This is a genomic window from Aeromonas simiae (assembly GCF_014892695.1).
Classification (GTDB): domain Bacteria; phylum Pseudomonadota; class Gammaproteobacteria; order Enterobacterales; family Aeromonadaceae; genus Aeromonas; species Aeromonas simiae.
The window spans coordinates 470,608-492,311 of sequence record NZ_CP040449.1 but is presented as its reverse complement, the minus strand read 5'-3'; the positions used below and the strand labels follow the sequence as shown (position 1 = coordinate 492,311).

At 59.5% G+C, this 21,704-nt stretch carries 19 protein-coding genes; 2 read left to right on the top strand and 17 right to left on the bottom strand.

All coding sequences use genetic code 11. From position 1 onward, the window contains the following. Window positions 1-51: 51 nt before the first annotated feature. The 11 genes from FE240_RS02350 to FE240_RS02300 form a co-directional block, all read right to left on the bottom strand. Entirely contained in the window at window positions 52-1,263 is a 1,212-nt protein-coding gene (locus FE240_RS02350; protein ID WP_193003236.1) for an aspartate aminotransferase family protein, read from the bottom strand. 282 nt (window positions 1,264-1,545) lie between these two features. After that, a complete protein-coding gene (locus tag FE240_RS02345) occupies window positions 1,546-2,124 on the bottom strand; it encodes an aminodeoxychorismate synthase component II (RefSeq protein ID WP_193003235.1) in 579 nt (192 codons plus the stop codon). 417 nt (window positions 2,125-2,541) lie between these two features. After that, entirely contained in the window at window positions 2,542-2,757 is a 216-nt protein-coding gene (locus FE240_RS02340; RefSeq protein ID WP_193003234.1) for a hypothetical protein, read from the bottom strand. Window positions 2,758-2,900: 143 nt separating this feature from the next. Further along, window positions 2,901-3,905: a tryptophan--tRNA ligase gene (gene trpS, locus FE240_RS02335; protein WP_042048709.1), complete on the bottom strand. Its 1,005-nt coding sequence runs from the start codon at window positions 3,903-3,905 to the stop codon at window positions 2,901-2,903. A gap of 18 nt (window positions 3,906-3,923) precedes the next feature. Further along, window positions 3,924-4,595, bottom strand: coding sequence for a phosphoglycolate phosphatase (locus tag FE240_RS02330; protein WP_193003233.1), 672 nt, complete (start codon window positions 4,593-4,595; stop codon window positions 3,924-3,926). Continuing rightward, the gene (gene rpe, locus FE240_RS02325; RefSeq protein WP_042048707.1) at window positions 4,582-5,256 is read right to left on the bottom strand and encodes a ribulose-phosphate 3-epimerase; all 675 of its coding nucleotides are present in this window, start codon (window positions 5,254-5,256) and stop codon (window positions 4,582-4,584) included. The genes FE240_RS02330 and rpe overlap by 14 nt, the downstream gene beginning before the upstream one ends. 75 nt (window positions 5,257-5,331) lie before the next feature. Then, complete coding sequence (locus FE240_RS02320; protein ID WP_193003232.1) at window positions 5,332-6,210, bottom strand: Dam family site-specific DNA-(adenine-N6)-methyltransferase; 879 nt, start codon at window positions 6,208-6,210, stop codon at window positions 5,332-5,334. 59 nt (window positions 6,211-6,269) lie between these two features. Next, window positions 6,270-7,799: an SPOR domain-containing protein gene (locus FE240_RS02315; protein WP_193003231.1), complete on the bottom strand. Its 1,530-nt coding sequence runs from the start codon at window positions 7,797-7,799 to the stop codon at window positions 6,270-6,272. Next, complete coding sequence (gene aroB / locus FE240_RS02310; protein WP_193003230.1) at window positions 7,792-8,871, bottom strand: 3-dehydroquinate synthase; 1,080 nt, start codon at window positions 8,869-8,871, stop codon at window positions 7,792-7,794. Before aroB ends, FE240_RS02315 begins: the two co-directional genes overlap by 8 nt. Before the next feature lie 13 nt (window positions 8,872-8,884). Then, a complete protein-coding gene (aroK, locus tag FE240_RS02305) occupies window positions 8,885-9,403 on the bottom strand; it encodes a shikimate kinase AroK (protein ID WP_042048704.1) in 519 nt (172 codons plus the stop codon). A gap of 193 nt (window positions 9,404-9,596) precedes the next feature. Next, a complete protein-coding gene (locus FE240_RS02300) occupies window positions 9,597-11,381 on the bottom strand; it encodes a type IV pilus secretin PilQ (protein ID WP_226798949.1) in 1,785 nt (594 codons plus the stop codon). A 103-nt stretch (window positions 11,382-11,484) separates the two neighbouring features. Between FE240_RS02300 and FE240_RS02295 the strand changes: the two genes are divergently transcribed. Next, a protein-coding gene (locus tag FE240_RS02295) for an IS3 family transposase (protein ID WP_102948393.1) occupies window positions 11,485-12,689 on the top strand; the annotation gives its coding sequence in 2 pieces (ribosomal slippage) (window positions 11,485-11,803 and window positions 11,803-12,689; 1,206 coding nt in all). 20 nt (window positions 12,690-12,709) lie between these two features. On the opposite strand, the gene FE240_RS02290 is transcribed toward FE240_RS02295, so the two are convergent. Together FE240_RS02290 and FE240_RS02285 are read right to left on the bottom strand one after the other, a co-directional pair. Next, on the bottom strand, window positions 12,710-14,632 hold the full coding sequence (locus FE240_RS02290; protein ID WP_193003229.1) for an Ig-like domain-containing protein: 1,923 nt from the start codon (window positions 14,630-14,632) through the stop codon (window positions 12,710-12,712). Continuing rightward, window positions 14,526-16,724, bottom strand: a complete 2,199-nt coding sequence (locus FE240_RS02285) for a retention module-containing protein (protein WP_193003228.1) — start codon at window positions 16,722-16,724, stop codon at window positions 14,526-14,528. The genes FE240_RS02290 and FE240_RS02285 overlap by 107 nt, the downstream gene beginning before the upstream one ends. A gap of 264 nt (window positions 16,725-16,988) precedes the next feature. On the opposite strand from FE240_RS02285, the gene FE240_RS02280 reads away from it, so the two are divergent. Next, window positions 16,989-17,225 (top strand): hypothetical protein, encoded by a 237-nt coding sequence (locus tag FE240_RS02280; RefSeq protein WP_193003227.1) that lies wholly within the window; start codon window positions 16,989-16,991, stop codon window positions 17,223-17,225. Window positions 17,226-17,255: 30 nt separating this feature from the next. Here FE240_RS02280 and FE240_RS02275 read toward each other — a convergent pair whose 3' ends face one another. The 4 genes from FE240_RS02275 to rnr all read right to left on the bottom strand — a co-directional run bounded on the left by FE240_RS02275 (window position 17,256) and on the right by rnr (window position 21,618). Further along, window positions 17,256-17,705 carry a GNAT family N-acetyltransferase gene (locus FE240_RS02275; RefSeq protein ID WP_193003226.1) on the bottom strand — a complete coding sequence of 150 codons (450 nt, stop codon included), beginning with the start codon at window positions 17,703-17,705 and terminating at the stop codon, window positions 17,256-17,258. Between the two features lie 57 nt (window positions 17,706-17,762). After that, window positions 17,763-18,317 carry a Crp/Fnr family transcriptional regulator gene (locus tag FE240_RS02270; RefSeq protein WP_193003225.1) on the bottom strand — a complete coding sequence of 185 codons (555 nt, stop codon included), beginning with the start codon at window positions 18,315-18,317 and terminating at the stop codon, window positions 17,763-17,765. A gap of 9 nt (window positions 18,318-18,326) precedes the next feature. Further along, entirely contained in the window at window positions 18,327-19,076 is a 750-nt protein-coding gene (gene rlmB, locus FE240_RS02265; protein ID WP_042045403.1) for a 23S rRNA (guanosine(2251)-2'-O)-methyltransferase RlmB, read from the bottom strand. A gap of 169 nt (window positions 19,077-19,245) precedes the next feature. Next, window positions 19,246-21,618: a ribonuclease R gene (gene rnr, locus FE240_RS02260; protein WP_193003224.1), complete on the bottom strand. Its 2,373-nt coding sequence runs from the start codon at window positions 21,616-21,618 to the stop codon at window positions 19,246-19,248. Between the last annotated feature and the right edge of the window lie 86 nt (window positions 21,619-21,704).

The following is a 21,704-nucleotide window of genomic DNA, read 5'->3' as shown; positions in this document are numbered from 1 at the left end:
AGGCGGGGCTCCCGGCTCCTGCCAGGAGTGGCTCCCCGCCTCAATTCAGGATCAGGCGCCGACGACCTGGGCTACCGCCTTCTCGAAGCGGGCCAACCCTTCACGGATATCCTCTTCAGGCACGATAAGCGAAGGCGCAAAGCGCACTACGCTGGCTCCCGCCACCAGAACCAGCAAGCCTTGATCGATGGCGGCCAGCAGGAAGTCGCGAGAGCGGCCCTTGAAATCTTCGTTGAGCACGGCGCCGAGCAACAGCCCCTTGCCACGCACCTCGCTAAAGCAGTGATACTTGGCGTTGATCGCCTCCAGCCCTTGCCGTATCAGTTGTTCGCGCTGCTTGACGCCGGCCAACACCTGGGGGGTATTGATGATGTCGAGCACGGCCTCGGCCACGGCGCAAGCGAGCGGGTTACCGCCATAGGTGGAGCCATGGGTTCCCACCTTGAAGTGGGCGGCGATGGCGGTGGTGGTCAGCATGGCGCCGATTGGGAAGCCGCCCCCGAGCGCCTTGGCGCTGGTGAGGATGTCAGGGGTGACACCGAGCCCCATATAGGCAAACAGCTCGCCGGTACGCCCCATGCCGGACTGCACTTCGTCAAACACCAGCAGCGCCTTGTGTTTGTCACACAGGGCACGAACCCCCTTGGCGAACTCGTCGGTCGGGCTGATGATGCCCCCCTCCCCTTGCAGCGGCTCCATCACCACGGCGCAGGTGTTGTCGGAGATCACCGCCTCAAGCGCGGCCAGATCGTTATAGGGCACATGGGTAATGTCGCCCGGCTTGGGGCCGAAACCATCGGAATAACACGCCTGCCCCCCCACGCTGACGGTGAAGAAGGTACGACCGTGGAACGCCTGGGTGAAGGCGATGATCTGGGTCTTGTGGGCACCGTAGGTGTCGATGGCGTAGCGACGAGCCAGTTTGAGGGCCGCCTCGTTGGCTTCGGCGCCGGAGTTGCAGAAGTAGATCTTCTCGGCGAAGGTGGCGGCCACCAGCTTCTTGGCCAGGCGCAGCGCCGGCTCGTTGGTCATCACATTGGAGAGATGCCAAAGCTGCTCGCCCTGAGTCTTGAGGGCTTCCACCAGCTTGGGATGGCAATGGCCGAGGCCGCTGACGGCGATACCGGCGGCGAAATCCACATATTCGCGACCTTCCTGATCCCAGACACGTGAGCCTGCACCACGCACCGGGATGATCTTGGCCGGTGCATAGTTGGGAACCATCACTTCATCAAACACTTCACGTGTCACCTGCACTGACATAGCGTTCTCCTTGTCGTTGACAAACAGAATAATTGTTCGCCAAAAAAGTTAAATCCGTGTAAACACGGCGGAATTATCACAAAAAAAAAGTAAAATGTCTGCAACCTAACGGGTTAGGGCACACAATGTTCGATACGCCCTGACAAAATAGGCACCTCCATTGCATAACGGAGCATGCCATCTTGGCAAGGGTCAATTTGGCTGGTGTGATAAGTGAATAAAACGTCAGGAGAAGAAATTTCGTCTAGGTGCTTGATTTGTGGCATAGATCACGGAAATCGCCTATCTGGACAGGAAATTTGCTAACAATTCATGCCCCTGCTGGCTGAGTATGCTTTCCGGATGGAACTGAACCCCTTCGACATCGAGAACTCGGTGGCGCAGCCCCATGATCTCGTCAAAACGGCCCTGCTCGTCGACGCTCCAGGCCGTGACCTCTAGGCAGTCTGGCAGTGAATCCCGCTCCACCACCAGCGAGTGATAGCGGGTGACCGTCAGCGGATCGGCCAGTCCACGGAACACACCGCCACCGTTGTGGCGAATCGCCGAGGTTTTGCCATGCATCACCTGACGCGCCCGCACCACCTTGGCACCAAATACCTGGGCCAGCGACTGGTGGCCAAGGCACACCCCGAGGATCGGCAACCGCCCGGCCAAGTGTTCGATGGCGGCAAGTGAGATGCCGGCCTCATTAGGAGTGCATGGACCAGGGGAGATCACCAGATGGTCCGGCCCCATGGCCTCGATCTCAGCCAGGGTGATGGCATCATTGCGGCGCACCGCCACTTCGGCACCAAGGGCACCGAAGTACTGCACCAGATTCCAGGTAAAGGAGTCGTAGTTATCGATGAGCAGCAACATGAAAGGAAACCACCTGATGACAAGATGACGAGGAAGCGCAAGCGCCATTGTGCTCAGACCATATAAGCCGAGACTGGCGCAACGAGGCGGGAATTCTCGCATAATCGCTTCCTGCTGCGCCATCGTGTGTCGACTAGAGGTATATATTCGATTCGTGAACAACGGCCTAATGCAACCATTCTATCCCCTGACCTCACAGTGAGCGGACACAGGGAATACGCATTAATCCATTCGAATAATGGCAGTTATTATTTTCATCAATAGGGTTATATAACGACTAGCCACCATTAAAACAATAATGCCTCATATGAGAGTTTCATATTTATTATGACTCAAAGCGACACTCTCATATTAGGTAAAGACCCCCAGCGCCCCATCCTATGGCAATAGGGCGTGGATAAAGCAACCGGTAACGATTCAGCGATCCAGCAGACGCCCTTGCTCTAATTCGCGCTCACGCTGACACTCAGCCAGGTAGATAGCGGCTGCGATACTCGGTGCCGTATGATGGCGGTCAATGGCGTTGGACACCATCAATTGCAACGTATTGAGATTCTTGGCTCTGCGAAACTTACGCAACCAGTGTCCCTTATCTTCCAGCTCTTGGACTGGCACATCAATTTGAACTGTCATATTACTCAGTCAGTGAATAAAAATAATTAAATATGTAATTAAAGTGCTCAGGACAGTGCACTTAAATACTGGGGGAAATATAAAAACATAAAAAGAAAGCCGGCTATCTACCCGGCTATCTTCGACTACACCTTCCCAGTATGTCAGGCTCGAGGAACGAAGCCGATCACATCATATACCTTGGTCAGGGTTTTTTCAGCCCTTTCACGCGCCTTTTGTGCTCCGTTGGCGAGGATGGAGAGCAGCAGCGGCTCATCTTGACGCAATTCATGGAAACGCGCCTGCATCGGCTCAAGCAGGGCCACCACCGCATCGGCACACTCGCCTTTGAGATGACCATACATCTTGCCATCGAAGTGTTCGACCAGCTCAGGGATGGAGCGACCGGTGGCACCGGACATCAAGGTCAGCAGGTTCGACACCCCCGGCTTGTTCTCCACATCGAAGCGCACCACGGGCGGGTTATCGGAGTCGGTCACCGCACGCTTGATCTTCTTGGCAATCTGCTTGGGATCTTCCAGCAAGCCGATGAAGTTGGCCTCGTTGTCGTCAGACTTGGACATCTTCTTGGTCGGCTCTTGCAGGCTCATCACCCGCGCCCCTTCGGTCGGAATGAAAGGCTCGGGCATGGTGAAGACATCGCCATACAGGTTGTTGAACCGGTACGCCACATCGCGGGTCAGCTCCAGATGCTGTTTCTGGTCATTGCCGACCGGCACCTGATTGGCCTGATAGAGCAGGATATCGGCCGCCATCAGCACCGGATAACCAAACAGGCCGACGTTGACGTTGTTCTCGTAGCGGGCCGACTTGTCCTTGAACTGGGTCATGCGCGACAGCTCGCCCATCTGGGTGTAGCAGTTGAGGATCCAGCCCAGCTCGGCATGCTGCGGCACATGGGATTGAATGAAAACCGTGCTCTTCTCGGGATCGACGCCGACCGCCAGATAGAGGGCGGCGGCATCCAAGCAGGCCTTGCGCAGCGCCTGCGGATCCTGGCGCACAGTGACGGCGTGCAGATCGACGATGCAGTACAGGCAGTCATAGTCATCCTGCATGTTGACCCACTGGCGCAGGGCGCCCATGTAGTTGCCGATGGTCAGCTGGCCCGAGGGCTGGGCGCCGCTCAGTACGATTGGTTTAGCCATAGTGAATGCGTTCCTGTATCAGCCCGGCAGAAGGGTATCCAGCCCGGCGAAGTGTTCAAAGACCCAGTCAGGGTCGGAGTCCGCGATGGGACGTCCGTAGTTATAGCCATAGGTGAGCCCCACCACCTTCATGCCGGCCGCCTTGGCCGCCAGCACGTCATTCTCGGAGTCCCCCACCATCAAGGTTCGCTCGGTCGCCACCTGCAACTCATGGCAGGCATGCAGCAGCGGGGCCGGGTGGGGCTTTTTCTCGGGCAGGCAGTTGCCACCGAGCCAGAGGGCAAAGTGGCGGGCGATACCGAGGGCCTCCAGAATCGGTGCCACGAAGGCACTCGGCTTGTTGGTCACCACGGCGAGGTGGTAACCGGCTGCGTCGAGGCGGGCCAGCGTCGAGGCAACGCCATCATACATACCCAACCCTTCCAGCAGACAAGCCTGGTAGTGGCGACCAAACGCGGCGCGGGCGGTGGCAAATTGATCCTCTTTCGCCCCCGCATTGGCCAGGGCGCGCTGCACCAGCTTGTCGGCACCGTTGCCAACCCAGGTGCGCACCAAGCCTTCTGGCACCTCGGCAAAGCCACATTCGACCAGCATACGGTTGACGGCCAGCGCCAGCTGCGGGGCGCTGTCGATCAAGGTGCCATCCAAATCGAACAGCACCAGATCAAACGGGCGCTCAGCGGCGGACATGAGCCAGCTCCGCGCGCATCTGATCGATCACCGCCTTGTAGTCCGGCTTGCCGAAGATGGCGGAGCCCGCCACAAACATGTCGGCGCCGGCCTCGGCGATCTCGCGGATGTTGTCGACCTTGACGCCGCCATCGATCTCGAGACGAATGTCACGGCCACTCTCGTCGATGAGACGGCGCACTTGGCGCAGCTTGTCGAGGGTGCCGGGAATGAAGCTCTGACCGCCAAAGCCCGGGTTGACCGACATCAGCAGGATCACATCCAGCTTGTCCATCACGTACTCGAGGCAATGGAGCGGGGTCGCCGGATTCAGCACCAAGCCGGCCTGGCAGCCCTGCTCCTTGATGAGACCGAGAGTACGGTCAACGTGCTCGGAGGCTTCCGGGTGGAAGGTGATGAGGGAGGCTCCGGCCTTGGCAAAATCGGGGACAATGCGATCGACCGGCTTGACCATGAGGTGGACATCGATGGGCGCCTCAATGCCGTAGCTGCGCAGCGCCTGGCACACCATGGGACCGATGGTCAGGTTGGGGACGTAGTGGTTATCCATCACGTCGAAATGGACCACGTCGGCACCGGCAGAGAGCACCTTGGCCACATCCTCACCCAGACGGGCGAAGTCGGCAGAGAGGATTGAGGGGGCAATCAGAAAATCGTTCATCGGCGTCATCCATTGGCAGCTAGGCAAAAAAGCGGCGCAATTTTACCGCAAACCCGCTGGCGAAACGAGGCCGAATCACAGGACCTGGATCACGTCCGCCTGCGGTTCTTCAGGGTACCAGCCCTGCTCTGGCGAAATGCCGGGAGGATAGAGCGCCAACAGCTCGGCCACCTTGTTGCGTCCGTTGCCATTGCGACTGATGGTGCGCTTGACCTGCACCTCATCGAGACGGGCCCCACGATAGAGCTCACGGGTCAGCTCGATGTCATGGTTGCTGATGAGTACAGGGACCCCCTTCTCGGCCGCCGTGTGACGGGCCAGACGAGCCAGCACCGCCTGATCATCCAGGGTGAAGCCACCGGCCGCGTAGCTGGTGAAGCTGGCCGTGGTGGAGAGCGGTGCATAGGGAGGATCGCAATAGATGACCCAGTCCGATTCGGCGCGCCCAATGGCCTCGGCATAGCTCTCGCAGATGAAGGTGGCTTTCTGGGATTTCTCGGCAAACAGCCACAGCTCTTTCTCGGGAAAGTAGGGCTTTTTGTAAGAGCCGAAGGGCACATTGAAGCCCCCCTTCTTGTTGTAGCGGCACAGGCCGTTGAAGCCGTGCCGGTTCAGATAGAGAAACAACTGGGCACGCTCGAAACTGTCGCGCGTGGCATTGAACTGGGTTCGCAGCCGGTAGTAGGCCACCTTGTTGTTGAACTCAGGATCAAACCAGCGGCGCGCCTCCGCAATCAGGCGATCTGGCGTCAGCTTGAGGTGGTTGTAGAAACCGATGAGATCCGGATTGATGTCGTTGAGAACGTACTCGTCAAAATCGGTGTTGAGAAACACCGAGCCGGCGCCGACAAACGGCTCGAGTAACACGCGCCCCTCGGGCAGACGTTCGGCGATCGCTTCGACCAAGGAGAACTTGCCTCCGGCCCATTTCAGGAAGGCGCGTGTTTTTTTCATGGAGATCCGATGCGTGGAGTGAGGCCAGAAAGGGGGCGAAGTTTACCCCCTTTTCCGGGCTATTTCTTCAATTCTTTCTTCACTTGGGCGAATGACTTGGGCCACGGTTGCTCCTTGAGCAGTGCCGGCGGTAACATGCGGATGGCCGCTCGCGCCTGCTCCAGCGAGGCGTGATCCCCTTGCAGCACCACATACCATGGGCTGCCGCGGAACTGGGTCTGGTAAACCCAGACCTTGCCGCCAAGCTGATGGGTAGACACAAATGCCTCAACCGCCTTTAGATTGCTGGCCCCCATCAGTTGCACACTGAAATGGCGGCTGCTTTTCTGGTTGAGGGTGCTCGCCGGCGTCAACGCAACTCGAGTGGCCGCAGTCGGCGTGGCAACCGCAGTGGCCGCCGGCTTGTTGGCCTTCACCACCGGCTTGGGGGCCTCTTGGACAGCGGGCTTGCTCTCGCGGTGCTCTGCGGGCGGCGTCACCGCCTGCTTGCTCGGCACCACCGCCTGCTCGACCTCGGCCGGCAGCGCGCCGCTAGCCGGACGCGTTTTCATCAGCTGTTGCACCACCTCGTCACCGATGACGACGCGGCGCCCTTCATAGTTCTGGCTTTGCGCCGTGATGGTGTCACCTTCGACCTGGTTCGGCAGCGCCGGCTGCTCACTCTTCCACGCACCGGCAGGAGCAGCGGCAGAGCCACCCTCAAGGGTCGGCTGACCTTCGCCTTGCACCGGGGTCTCGGGAACAGGAGGCGGCAAAGTGCCAGCAGGCTGCTCCACCTTGGGCTCCACCGGCTCGTCGGTGCCCATGATGCCGGGAACCAAGTAGGTGAGCGCCAGTAAACCAAGGGCAACACCGGCCAGTACGAGGGCGGCCTTGCGAATAGGAAAGGGTTCTGGGCGTTTACGCGGGCGTCTGTCAGTCATCAGATCCTCCAAAAACGTCATGATGGTTCCGGGATGACCGCCGGCTCGGGCCAGGATCTCCGTCACCTTCTCCTTGGTCAGCAGCAGGGAAGGTACCTTGAGCTGATTACCCTTTTCGTAGAGAAATATTTTCTGTTCGGGGGCGCTCAGAGGCGCCACCTCCAGTTCCAGGGCCGGTATGGTGCGCCCCTTGAGCCGGGTGATCTGCTGTCGGCACCAAGTGTCTCGCCCCGTCACCACAATGGCAAGACGATGCGGCACCGCCAGCGCATCATTGGTCAGCATCAATGCCCACAGCTCCCCCAGCAACTCTTGCGGCAGGAGGTCGATGTTATCGAGCAGGATCACGCAGTGCTGCGTCGTTCCCTGCATCATGCGCAGGAAACTATCAGCAAGGGCATCGGCCGGATTGAAAAGCGGGGTGGGCACAACTTGCCGCAGCAAGACCTCACGAACCTGCTCCATCTTCATGGAGGGGTTCGCAACGAGGGTGATGAGACGCAGTGACTCAGGCAACTGCTCATGCAGTCGCTCGAGCAAGGTGGAACGGCCGGAACCTGCACGCCCACAGAGGAGAACAAAGGGATTATTAAATTCAATCAGATGCTGCAACCGCTCCACCAGCTGACGCTGGCTCGGCAGCTGTAGCTGCTTATGGTCAGCCACGGGAACCTTCGATCACTTGCATCAACTGATCCTCTGTTACGCTAGCGACAACCTCGGCACGGCCAAGACCTGCGGGCAGTACGAGTCGCAAACGCCCCTCCAGCACCTTTTTGTCACGACGCATGTGATGGATGAACTCATTAAATCCCATCTCCTGCGGTGCATGCACCGGAAGGTGTGCAGCTAGCAGCAGACGGCGCACCTGTTCACGCTCGGACTCCGTCATCATGCCACACAGCACCGCAGTATCCGCAGCCAGCATGGTACCGGCAGCGACGGCTTCACCGTGCAGCCAGTTGCCATACCCCATCTCGGCTTCAATGGCATGACCAAAGGTGTGACCCAGATTGAGCAGAGCACGAACCCCGGACTCGGTCTCATCTTCGGCCACGACTTCCGCCTTGATAGCACAGCAACGCAGGATAGCCTGGGTCAGGGCCGGGCCATCCAAGCTCTGCAACCGGGCCATGTTCTGTTCCAGCCAAGAGAAGAAATCGCGATCCCAGATGATGCCATATTTGATCACCTCGGCCATGCCTGCGGCGAATTCACGCTCAGGTAAGGTGGCGAGGCAGTGGGTATCGATAATGACAGCCTTGGGCTGATAGAAGGCGCCAATCATGTTCTTGCCAAGCGGATGATTGACGGCCGTTTTGCCTCCCACGGAGGAGTCAACCTGGGAGAGCAGAGTGGTTGGCACCTGGATGAAGGGCACACCGCGCTGATAACAGGCAGCCGCAAACCCCACCAGATCACCGATGACCCCGCCCCCTAACGCGATCAACGTGGTATCGCGACCATGATTGCCCTCCAGCAGGGCCGCCATGACACGTTCAAAGGTGGCGAGGCTCTTGTGAGCCTCACCATCGGGCAGAATCAGGGTATCCACACGGTAGTCGCCAAGCTGGGCTAGCACCGTCTCCAGATAGAGAGGGGCCACGGTCTCGTTAGTCACGACCATGACTCGCTTACCCTTGATGACCTGACGATAGAGTTCCGGCTGCGTCAGCAGGCCGGCACCTATTGATATGGGGTAGGAACGCTCACCCAGTTCAACGACCAACCTTTCCATGGTATATCCCCGATTACATGCCTATCAGTTTGACGATTTGGTTAGCAACGATCTTGGCGCTTTGCTCGTCGGTTTGTACCACAAAGTCCGCCACCTCTTCATAAAGAGGGTTACGCTCCTCGGCCAGACGCTCGAGCACCTCACGCGGGGGCTCTTCGGTTTGCAGCAGAGGCCGCCGCTTGTCGCGCTGGGTTCGTGCCAGTTGCTTCTCAATGGGGGTCTCGAGATAGACAACGATACCGCGCGCAGAGAGACGATTACGCGTCTCACGGCTCTTGATGGCACCGCCACCCGTCGCCATCACTATGCCCTGTAACTCGGAGAGCTCGCCAATCACGCGCTCTTCGCGTACTCGAAAACCCTCTTCGCCTTCTACATCAAACACCCAGCTGATATCGGCACCACTGCGGCGCTCGATCTCCTGATCAGAGTCGTAAAACTCCATGTGCAGCTGTTCAGCCAGATGTCTGCCGATGGTGCTCTTGCCCGCACCCATGGGCCCTACCAGGAAGATATTGCGTTTCTCAGCCATGTTTTTTCGTTAGTTATTACACACTGTAAGACCCCGGAAAACAGAGCTCCGGGATACCGATGAACCTCATCTTGCGATGGATCAGACGCGGGATTATCTCAGGTGAGCGGGGGACTGGCAACCGGACAACCTAACGCCCCGTCTGCGTTGGGGCGTTAGGTTATAAGTCATTCGTATTCAGGTAGCAAAGGAATTAAAGATTATCGGCCACGATTCTCGGGGTCACGAAGATGAGCAGCTCGCGCTTTTTGTTTTCGCTGACGGTCTTCTTGAACAGGATACCGAGCCCTGGAATATCCCCCAACAGAGGCACTTTGCTGATGTCATTTTTGATAGTCTGCTGATAGATCCCCCCCAGTACCAATGTCTCGCCGTTGTCCACCAGCACCTGGGTCGTGATCGACTGGGCATTGATGGATACCGCGTCCCCCGTTCCCGTCGGCACCGTTTCACCCTTGGTATCCTGCGTCACGGTCAGATCGAGGATAACCCGATTATCGGGGGTAATTTGCGGCGTCACTTTGAGACTCAACACGGCTTTCTTAAACGTCACCGATGTCGCCCCACTGGAGGAGGACTCCACGTAAGGGATCTCGGTTCCCTGCTCAATCAGGGCCGGTTTCTGGTTGGCCGTGGTGACCCGCGGGCTGGCGATGATCTCAGCCTTGCTCTCCTTTTCCAGTGCGGAGAGTTCCAGATCAAGCAGGGTGCCATCGGCAAGCCGGGCGACCTGGAAGGCAATCGTACCCGCCGCGTTGGCCACGGGCAGATTCACGTTGAGGCGATCATCTGCATTGGGGCGGGTAATGGTGCTGCCGCCATCGTTGTTGCCGGAGCCATCGTTACCTTCAATCGAGCCAGAGGTACTGTTGCCATGACCGTCGTTCTTGGTGACCCCCCAACGAACACCAAGCTGCTCATCAAAGCCGTCATCAATGGTCACCATCCGAGCCTCGATCACTACTTGCTTGACCGGAATATCGAGCATATCGAGCATGCGCCGTACATTGGCCAGCACTTCAGCCGTATCCTTGATGACCATGATATTGGTGCGTTCATCCACGCTCACCGCCCCCCGATTCGACAGCAACTTGGTCTTCTCGGACGAGAGCAGTGCTGCCACCTCGCTGGCCTTGGCGTAGTTCACCTGCAAGTATTCAGTTTCAAGCGGTGCTAGATCAGCCACCTGAGTGCGATTTTCCAATTGCTGCTTTTCACGAGCTGCAATCTCTTCAGCCGGAGCAACCAGCAGGATGTTGTTGTCGAGTCGCTTATCGAGCCCCTTAACCTTGAGGATCACATCCAGTGCCTGCTCCCATGGCACCCCATCTAGGCGTAGTGTGATGTTGCCGTTAACAGTATCCGTCGTCACCAGATTGAAATTATTAAAATCGGCGATCAGTTGCAGCACTGTCCTCACAGGGATATTTTGAAAATTCAATGAGATTGGCTTACCACCATACTTCTTGGCCACCTGGGTGCTAGGAAGCTTCTTGTCGACCTGAATAATGAAGAGGTTCTCGGCCTGATCGTAGCGATAGTCAAAAGCCCCGTTAATGCTCAGCTCAAAGCGCGTATCCTTCCCCTGACGAAATGCCTCTATCCGAGTCACCGGTGTCGCAAAATCGGCGACCTCCATAATATTTAGCCACTCGTCCGGTAACTGGGTACCAAAAAACTTCGCGATCACCTTCTGTCCCTGGGCGCTGATGTCCATGGCCGAGGCGCTATTTTCAAGGCGCACCAGAAACTCACCCCGGCCATCCTTGCCGCGACGAAAATCCAAATTGCGTACCGCATTGAAAAATCCCTGAGCCCCGCTGGCAGCGGCCGTTCGCGAGGGATGGCTGGGCATGGCATCAACAGATGGCATGGTCGCGCGTGCAGGCAATGGCTTAGCCAAAGAGGCCGTAGCCACACTCGGGGAAGCCGCGGGCACAGGCTGCGCTGGCTCAGAGCTCCCCATGGAGATACGCACCAGTGACCCCTGTAGATTGGCCCCTTGAAGATCCAGACACTTCGCCCCTCTTAACTTAAGAGGTAGTCTTGGAGCTATGTTCAGTACTAGTCACAACGAGAAGATGGTCGAAGTGTTAACAGGGGCCGAGCGCCGTCGACGCCGGACTCCACAAGAAAAGATCGCCATCGTGCAGCAGACCTTTGAGCCCGGGATGACCGTCTCTCATGTTGCTCGCTTGCACGACGTCAACGCAAACCAGCTTTTCAAATGGCGTAAGCAATTCCAAGAAGGGTCTCTCACGGCGATCACCGCCGGTGAGGATGTTGTTCCTGCTTCCGAGTTGGCTGCTGCCATCAAGCAGATCCGAGAGCTTCAGCGTCTGCTCGGGAAGAAGACCATGGAGAACGAGATCCTCAAAGAAGCCGTGGAGTATGGTCGAGCAAAAAAATGGATTGCGCATGCGCCCTTGTTGCCGGGGGACGACGATTAAGTGCTGTGAGCCAGGCTCTTAATGTATCGCGTGCGCAGCTATCCGTTCGTGTTCATCGAAAACCGGGTTGGCAAGATGGTCGTCATCATCGCCAGCGTGATGATGCAGCCTTACTTGGCCGTATCATGGAGGCGATGGCAGAGCTTCCCTCCTATGGCTATCGCCGGGTCTGGGCGCTGTTACGGCGTCAGTCTGAGGCAACAGAACAACCTGTGGTAAACGCTAAGCGGGTATATCGCGTCATGCGCGAACATGGCTTGCTGCTGGAAAGAAAACCAGCTGCACCATTGGCCCAGCAGGCACATAAGGGGCGTGTTGCCGTCAAGGAGAGCAATCGACGGTGGTGCTCAGATGGCTTCGAGTTTCGCTGCGATAACGGTGAAAAACTACGTGTCACGTTCGCCATGGATTGCTGCGATAGGGAAGCGTTGGACTGGGCGGCCAGTACTGGGGGTTACGATAGTGACACTGTGCAAGATGTCATGCTGAGGTCTGTCGAACATCGCTTTGGGGATTCGTTGCCGGCATCACCGGTGGAGTGGCTGACTGATAATGGCTCGGCGTATCGAGCCCATGAGACCCGCGCGTTTGCACGAGAAATCGGGTTGGAGCCCAGAACGACAGCAGTGAGAAGCCCACAGAGTAACGGTATAGCGGAGAGCTTCGTGAAGACGATGAAGCGAGACTATATCGAGATGATGCCAAAACCGGATAGCCGAACAGCGGTAGGCAATTTGGCTATCGCGTTTGAGCATTATAACGAGCACCACCCGCACAGCGCCTTGGGATACCGTTCACCACGGGAATTTCTGCGCAGTCGGGTATCACAACCCTAAGCGGGAAAAAGTGTCTGGACCTATGGGGTCAAATCCACAGAGAGTGAGCATGAGGAATTGGTAAATATCACCTCATATTCTTCTCCATCGTAGCTGATGGTCATACCTTCCTTTTGGGCTACCCCATCCGCGCCGTGGTTAACCGTCAGCGTACCGCTCGCGACGACTCTATCCTCACCCTCCACGCGGTTCGCAACAGAAGATGTGACCTCGGTGACATCAATCGTCGGTACGTCGTCCACTATGGTGATCACCAAGTCTCCCGACGCCGAGTCGCCAGTCTGATCCGCCACCGTGATGGTGATCGACTCTGTCAGCGTGTTATTACCCTCACCCTCCGCATGCGTCTGTGCCCCGCTGAGCGTGTAGGTATAGTTGATGTCGCCACCCTGGATCCCGGTGATCTGCAGCGTCCCCCGCTCGGTGTCGATGCTCACCCCCCCCTCCGGTAGCGTGGCGTTGCCATCGCTATCCAGCGTGAAGGTCTTGTCGCCGATGGTGACGCTCCCCGCCTCCCCATTCAACGTCACCGTGATGGTGCCACTGATGCTCTCGCGATCACCACTCGGGGAACTCCCTTCATCCAGATCGGATTCATAGACGAGGGCGCCCTCTTCACCCACCCCGGGGAACGTGATGGTGGGCACTTGATTGTCCCCCTGCACACTCACCGTGATGGTGGTGGTCGAGGTGTCACCATCCCCATCCTTCAAGGTGTAGGTGAACTGCTCTTCCACCGCCTCGCCGGCCGGAACATCGGCGGTCAGCACATAGTGGTAACTGCCGTCGGCATTGAGGATCAGGGTGCCGTATTGGCCTTGCAGCTCACTCCCCACATTACCAATGACGGGCCCATCCTGCACACCGACCGCCACGCCCATGATCGTCCCGCCGTCGGCACCAAAGCTGTCGTTGTCCAGCACATTGCCGCGACCCTGCCCATCGATTTCCTGTAGGGCTATCGTATCGGCCATCGCCGTCGGCATATCGTCCACTATGGTGATCACCAAGTCTCCCGACGCCGAGTCGCCAGTCTGATCCGCCACCGTGATGGTGATCGACTCTGTCAGCGTGTTATTACCCTCACCCTCCGCATGCGTCTGTGCCCCGCTGAGCGTGTAGGTATAGTTGATGTCGCCACCCTGGATCCCGGTGATCTGCAGCGTCCCCCTCTCGGTGTCGATGCTCACCCCCCCCTCCGGCAGCGTGGCGTTGCCATCGCTATCCAGCATGAAGGTCTTGTCGCCGATGGTGACGCTCCCCGCCTCCCCATTCAACGTCACCGTGACGGTGCCACTGGTGCTCTCGCGATCACCACTCGGGGAACTCCCTTCATCCAGATCGGATTCATAGACGAGGGCGCCCTCTTCACCCACCCCGGGGAACGTGATGGTGGGCACTTGATTGTCCCCCTGCACACTCACCGTGATGGTGGTGGTCGAGGTGTCGCCATCCCCATCCTTCAAGGTGTAGGTGAACTGCTCTTCCACCGCCTCGCCGGCCGGAACATCGGCGGTCAGCATATAGTGGTAACTGCCGTCGGCATTGAGGATCAGGGTGCCGTATTGGCCTTGCAGCTCACTCCCCACATTACCAATGACGGGCCCATCCTGCACACCGACCGCCACGCCCATGATCGTCCCGCCGTCGGCACCAAATCTGTCGTTGTCCAGCACATTGCCGCGACCCTGCCCATCGATTTCCTGTAGGGCTATCGTATCGGCCATCGCCGTCGGCATATCGTCCACTATGGTGATCACCAAGTCTCCCGACGCCGAGTCGCCAGTCTGATCCGCCACCGTGATGGTGATCGACTCTGTCAGCGTGTTATTACCCTCACCCTCCGCATGCGTCTGTGCCCCGCTGAGCGTGTAGGTATAGTTGATGTCGCCACCCTGGATCCCGGTGATCTGCAGCGTCCCCCGCTCGGTGTCGATGCTCACCCCCCCCCTCCGGTAGCGTGGCGTTGCCATCGCTATCCAGCGTGAAGGTCTTGTCGCCGATGGTGACGCTCCCCGCCTCCCCATTCAACGTCACCGTGATGGTGCCACTGGTGCTCTCGCGATCACCACTCGGGGAACTCCCTTCATCCAGATCGGATTCATAGACGAGGGCGCCCTCTTCACCCACCCCGGGGAACGTGATGGTGGGCACCTGATTGTCCCCCTGCACACTCACCGTGATGGTGGTGGTCGAGGTGTCACCATCCCCATCCTTCAAGGTGTAGGTGAACTGCTCTTCCACCGCCTCGCCGGCCGGAACATCGGCGGTCAGCACATAGTGGTAACTGCCGTCGGCATTGAGGATCAGGGTGCCGTATTGGCCTTGCAGCTCACTCCCCACATTACCAATGACGGGCCCATCCTGCACACCGACCGCCACGCCCATGATCGTCCCGCCGTCGGCACCAAAGCTGTCGTTGTCCAGCACATTGCCGCGACCCTGCCCATCGATTTCCTGTAGGGCTATCGTATCGGCCATCGCCGTCGGCACGTCGTCCATCACCATCACCGGCACTTCCAGGGTATGCTCGTTGCCCTGCCCATCCTTGACCACCACCGTCAGCACGTCGCCCTCAAGCTGGTCATCCCAGTCCTTGCTGTGCGTCAGGCTCCCCTTGAGGGTGTAGACCCACTCCCCCTGTGCGTTCTGACTCAGGGTGCCATTGACCGCCCCGCTCACGCTGACCACCGTGTAGCCATCCGGCACGGCGATGATCGCGCTCTCCGAGCCATCTTGCGCCGAGGTCAGCCCCTTCTCATCCACCAGGATGGGGGCGATCTCGGGTGCCTCGCTCTGGCCTATCACTATGGTGACCGACCCCTTGGCCACGTCGCCGTCACCGTCGGTCACCACCAGGACGATCTCCTGCTTCGCCCCTTGCGGCGCGTTCGGCTTGGCCGTGAAGGTAAAGGTGCCCTGCGCGGGATCGAGGGTGACGAACCCGTGCGCTAGCTCCCAGCGTCCGTCTGACAGTAATGTCCCCCCCTCCACCGTCAGGGTCGCCCCGACCGCATCGGCCCCCAGCTCGTGGCTGAAGCTACCATCGACCGCATAGCCCTCGTTCACGCTCAGCTCTGCGTCCGTCACCGTGATGCTCGGTACGTCGTCGACTATGGTGACATCCAGACTGCCGCTGGCGGACTCGCCACGGCTGTCGGTGACGGTCAGTGGGATCGCTTCTAGCAGGGTGTTGTTACCCTCGCCGGGGGCATGACTCTGGGCTTCTTTGAGTTGGTAGGAGTAGGTGATGACGCCATCGCGAATGGCGGTGATATGCAAGGTTCCGGCCCCGGTCTCGATCTGGAGCCCCCCCTCAGGCAGGGTGGCATTACCATCGGCATCCAGGGTGAAGCGCTGATCCCCGATCTGCACCTCACCGCTCAACCCATGGAGTTCGACGCTAAAAGCCCCTTGGATGACCGCCCCTTGTCCGGGTTGATGCGCACTCCCCCCCGCCAGTTCGGCCTCATAAACGGAGTGAACGGCACTGCCGATGCTGGGGGCCCCCATTTCAGGGGCCGGATCTTCCCCGGTCAGGATATCCCGTAGCCCCAGCCAGTCGGGCCTCTCTTCTTCAGTCCCCTTAGCGTAAGCCGTATCAAACCCGGCTTCTGCTAAGGTGGCTCCCCCGTCACGCGCCAATTCGACATAACCACTGTTAGAGGTACCGGCGCCACCGGTTCCCTCGCCAGCCCCCGCCGCCGGGGCATCGAAATTCAAGGTCGGGTCCTCACCTTGGGCAATGGCCTGCTGGAGCTCGGCGATCTCAGGGTCAAGCACTCCCGGCTCACTAGGTTCCCCCCACTCGCCGCTGGATGTCAGCATGACACTCTGATGAGCCACCAACTCGACCAACTGACCAGCTCCATCTCGAGCTTGTAGCAAGCCATCCGCCCCGGTTTCAATCATGCTTCCCGCAGGGAGGCGATCGCCACTGGTCAGCGGTATTCGCTTGCCATCAAGCAGTAGAGAAACCTCGCCATGGGCCGCCGTGACAACCGCCCCCTGCAACTGAGTTACCGTATCCATCATGCTGTTTCCTTGTTGTTAGCTACATACCAACAAAAATATCAAAAACAGCATTTAATACCATGTACCTTTCCTGCCTTAGACCCAAAAAGAAACGTGACACCTTTCAACTAAATCGAAATATTAAACATGAGTTGAAAATCGATATTTTTAACTAGAGTTTCATTCAGGTTCTGTACTGGTTATCGCCAAACGGATTCACGGCGGGCGATGACCACTATGCTCAAAGCGGGCATCCAGCCCAACCATAGGGTGACAGGAGTTGTGATGAAGAAAATCGTGAGTCTGCTGGCATGGCTGCTAGCCGCCCCGGCCTTGGCATTCCACTGCCCGGCCAACATGAAGCAGATCGATGATCTGCTGGCGCAAAAACCGGCGCTGAGCCAGGCCGATCTCGCCAAGGTGCAGGCCCTGCGGGCCGAAGGGGAGAAGTTGCACAAGGCCGGGGAGCATCAAGCCTCGGTCGACAAGTTGGCCGCAGCGCTCAAATTGCTGGGGCAATAAGCCAAAAAAGGGGCCACACGGCCCCTTTTCTCATCCTCGGCGCATCCCGATATGGGGAATGTCATCCTCGATATAGCCCTCACCCTCAGTCACGAAGCCGTGCTGGCCATAAAAGCCTTGCAGATGTGCCTGGGCCCCCAACCAGATGGAGTGATCCGGCCAGCGCGCCCGACAGTGGCGCACCGCCTCCTCCAGCAATTGGTGGCCAAGGCCTGCGCCACGCCGGGCAGGCGAAGTGACGACCCGGCCGATGGCACTCCCCTGCTCGTCGCTGATGCCGGGGGCCATGAGCCTGGCATAGGCCGCCAATTTCCCCTCCTGCCATCCCAGCAGGTGCCACACGCCCTCTTGGCGATCCAGGCCATCCAGATCCTGGAAGGGACAGGTCTGCTCGACCACGAACACCTCGGCGCGCAGCGCCAGCAACTCATACAGTTCGTCCGTGCTCAGTTCGCTCCAGGGTTTCAGGCTCCAGTTCATCAACGACTCCTTCTTAACGTGAAGGGGCCAGCATACCCGCCATGGCCCCCGGCTTCATTAACCTTGGTTAACGGTACGCAACCGCCTGCGGATGCGACTCAGGCTGATAGGGGTGATGCCAAGATAGGCCGCCACCTGATGATCGGGCAGGCGGGCATCGAGGGCGGGAAAGTGAGTGAGGAAGTGGCGATAGCGCGCCTCGGGGCCGGCGGTGAGCAGCAGCAGCTCTTTTTCCTCCTTGATGCGCAGCTGCACCTCAAGCAGGTGACAGTACCAGCGCGGCCAGAGCGGATCGGCGGTGAGCCTGGCCAGAGGAAACAGCCGCAAGGTGCAGGGCTCCAGCGCTTCCACATGGTAGCGGGCAGGCGCCCCCGAGAGCAGATGGTGGAAGTCGAGAAACTCATCCCCCTCCCAGTAGAACTCCTTGATGTACTCGCGCCCCTCGGCCGCCGTGATGCGGGCGCGCAGCAGGCCGGCACACACCTGCGCCAAGGCGGCTGGGGCGTCACCGACGCGCCACAGACTCTGGCGTGGGGCCAAGGTCACGGTGCGGGAAAACGAGAGGAGGCGCGCGGCCTCCTCGTCGGTACATGCAAAGGGCGGGCGATCCACCGCAAGGCCTCAGGCGCGGCGCTGACGCACCGCCTCAAACAGGCAGACGCCGGTCGCCACCGAGACGTTGAGGCTAGAGACGGCGCCGGCCATCGGAATACTGACCAGCTCATCGCAGTGCTCGCGAGTGAGGCGGCGCATCCCCTTGCCCTCGGCCCCCATCACCAGCGCCATGGGGCCGGTCAGCTTGGCCTGATAGAGATCGTGATCCGCCTCGCCGGCGGTGCCGACGATCCAGACGCCGCGCTCTTGCAGCTCACGCAGGGTGCGCGCCAGGTTGGTCACCTGGATGAGCGGCACCACTTCAGCGGCGCCACAGGCCACCTTGCGCACGATCGGGGTGAGACCGGTCGCCTTATCCTTGGGCACCACCACTGCGTGCACACCGGCGGCATCGGCGCTGCGCAGGCAGGCCCCCAGATTGTGGGGGTCAGTGACCCCATCGAGCACCAGCAGGAAAGGGGCCTCATCCTTGCCACCTAGGGTATCGAGCAAGCTGGCAAGATCGTGTTCGGAAAGGCGCGGCGCCTCGATCACCCGGGCCATGATCCCTTGGTGATTGTTGCCCTCGCTCTTGTCGTCGAGCGCCTTGCGCCCGACCGCCTGCACCCGGATACCGAGGCCTTCCAGCTCGGTCAGCAGGGGCAGCAGGCGCTCATCCTCCCGTCCCTTGAGGGCCCACACCTCGATGAAACGCTCCGGCGCCCGCTCCAGCAGGGAGGCGACCGCGTGAATGCCGTAAATCAGTTCACTGCTCATTGACTGGAAATCCTATCGTGCCCGCATGTGCGTGGCGACATTGATGATGACCGCCCACCGCGGCCACGCTTGCCCGCCAGTATACCGGAACTGGCCGGTGGATTAAGGGGGCGCAATAAAACGGGGGCACGGCCCGTTGCCGAGCCATGCCCCCTTCTTTCACTCAAGATCAGGCCTTGCTGCTACCGCGCGGCTTCTGGCTCGGACGACGGCTGGACGAACGCTCGCCCCCCTTCGACTCCTTGCTGGCGCTGCGCTGGCCACGGCGACGCTCGGTCTTGGCCTTCTCCTTTTTGATCTGGTTGATCTTCTTCACCGCCTGCTTGGTGCCCTTGCCACTGATGTTGAGGGGCTCCTCCACCATGATGAAGTCAATCTTGCGCTCATCGAGGCTGACCGCCATCACTTTGACCCGCACCTTGTCGCCGAGGCGATAGCGGCGGCGGAAGTTCTCACCGATCAGCTGTTGGTGAATGGCGTCAAACTGGTAGTAGTCGTTGGTCAGCGAGCTGACGTGCACCAGACCGTCGATGTGGATCTCGGCAAGGCGCACGAAGAAGCCAAAGCCGGTGACGCTGGCGATGACGCCATCAAACTCGTCGCCCACGTGATCGAGCATGTACTCGCACTTGAGCCAGTCCGCTACGTCACGGGTGGCGTCGTCGGCACGGCGCTCGGTCATGGAGCAGTGCTCGCCCATCGGATCCACTTCGTCGAGGTTGTAGTGGTAGCCCCCACTCGGCGTCCACTTGTGGCGCACATTGCCCTGCTGCTCCTTGGCCACCAGGTACTTGATGGCACGGTGCAAGATGAGATCCGGATAGCGGCGGATCGGCGAGGTGAAGTGGGCGTAGGATTTCAGCGCCAATCCGAAGTGGCCGATGTTGTCGGCCTGATAGATGGCCTGACGCATGGAGCGCAGCAGCATGGTCGAGAGCAGCTCGGCATCCGGACGCCCTTCAAATTTGGCCGCCAGCTCGGCGAAATCCTTCGGCTCGGGCTCAAGGCCGCCGCCCAGCTCCAGCCCCAGCTCGGCGAGGAACTGGCGAAAACCGGTCAGGCGCTCTTCGCCCGGACGGTCGTGCACCCGGAACAGGGCCGCCGCCTCGTGCTTCTCGATGAAGCGAGCCGAGGCTACGTTGGCCAGGATCATGCACTCTTCGATAATCTTGTGGGCGTCGTTACGCACCAGCGGCACGATGCGGTCGATCTTGCGCTCGGCGTTGAAGATGAAGCGGGTCTCTTCGCTTTCGAACTCCACCGCGCCGCGCTGATGACGGGAGTGCTTGAGGGTCTTGTAGAGGTTGTTGAGCTCCTCGATGTGACCGACGATCGGGGCATACTGCTCGCGCAGCTTGGGGTCCCCTTCCAGGATGGCCGCCACCTTGGTGTAGGTCATGCGGGCGTGGGAGTTCATCACCGCCTCATAGAAGGTGAAGCCGGAGAGACGGCCGCTGGCGGAGATGGTCATCTGGCACACCATGCACAGACGATCAACCTGGGGGTTGAGCGAGCACAGGCCGTTGGAGAGCACCTCGGGCAGCATGGGCACCACGAACTCGGGGAAATAGACCGAGTTACCGCGCTGGTAGGCTTCCTTGTCGAGGGCGGTGCCCGGCTTCACATAGGTTGAGACGTCGGCGATGGCCACCCACAGGCGCCAGCCGCCGCCCTTTTTCTTCTCACAGAAGACGGCGTCGTCGAAGTCGCGGGCATCTTCCCCATCGATGGTGATGAGCGGCAGGGAGCGCAGGTCAAAACGCCCTTCCTTGGCCTTCTCGGGTACCTCTTCGGTCAGATTGGCGATCTCCTTGCTGACCTCTTCCGGCCAGGTGTGCGGGATGCCGTGGTTGCGCAGGGCAATCTCGATCTCCATGCCCGGCGCCATGTTCTCGCCCAGCACCTCGATGACAGTACCAAGAGCGTTAAGACGGCCGGTCGGGCGCTGGGTCAGACGCACCACCACCACCTGGCTCTGGCGCGCCCCCTTGTTCTCCCCTTCCGGGATCAGGATGTCTTGGCCGATACGGCTGTCATCCGGCACCACGAAGCCCACCCCATTCTCGATGAAGTAGCGGCCGACGATGTCCATCTCGCGCGGCTTGAGCACCCGCACCAGACGCGCCTCCTGGCGCCCCTTGCGGTCAATCTCGGTCGGCTGCACCAAGGCATAGTCGCCGTGCATCAGGCGCTGCATCTCGCGGTTGTTGAGATAGAGATCCTGACCGCCACCATCCGGGCGCAGGAAACCAAAACCATCGCGATGGCCAAGCACGTAACCCTTGATCAGGTTGAGACGGTCCGGCAGGGCATAGGTTTGATTGCGGGTGAATACCAGTTGGCCATCGCGCTCCATGGCACGCAGACGACGGCGCAAGGCCTCCAAATGATCCTCATCGGTCAGCTTCAGCTCGCGGGCAATCTCCTCGCGTGACATGGGACGCACATGGTCCTCAATGACCTGCAGCAGCAGTTCGCGGCTGGCGATGGGATTTTCGTATTTTTCGGCCTCGCGTTCGAGGAAGGGATCTTGATGAGACATAGGCAGGCCTTCTTGTAGGGTTCCGCCCCATTATATCCCCACAATCAACCACAATGGCAGCCTGCCTTTCCCTATCTGACCGCAAC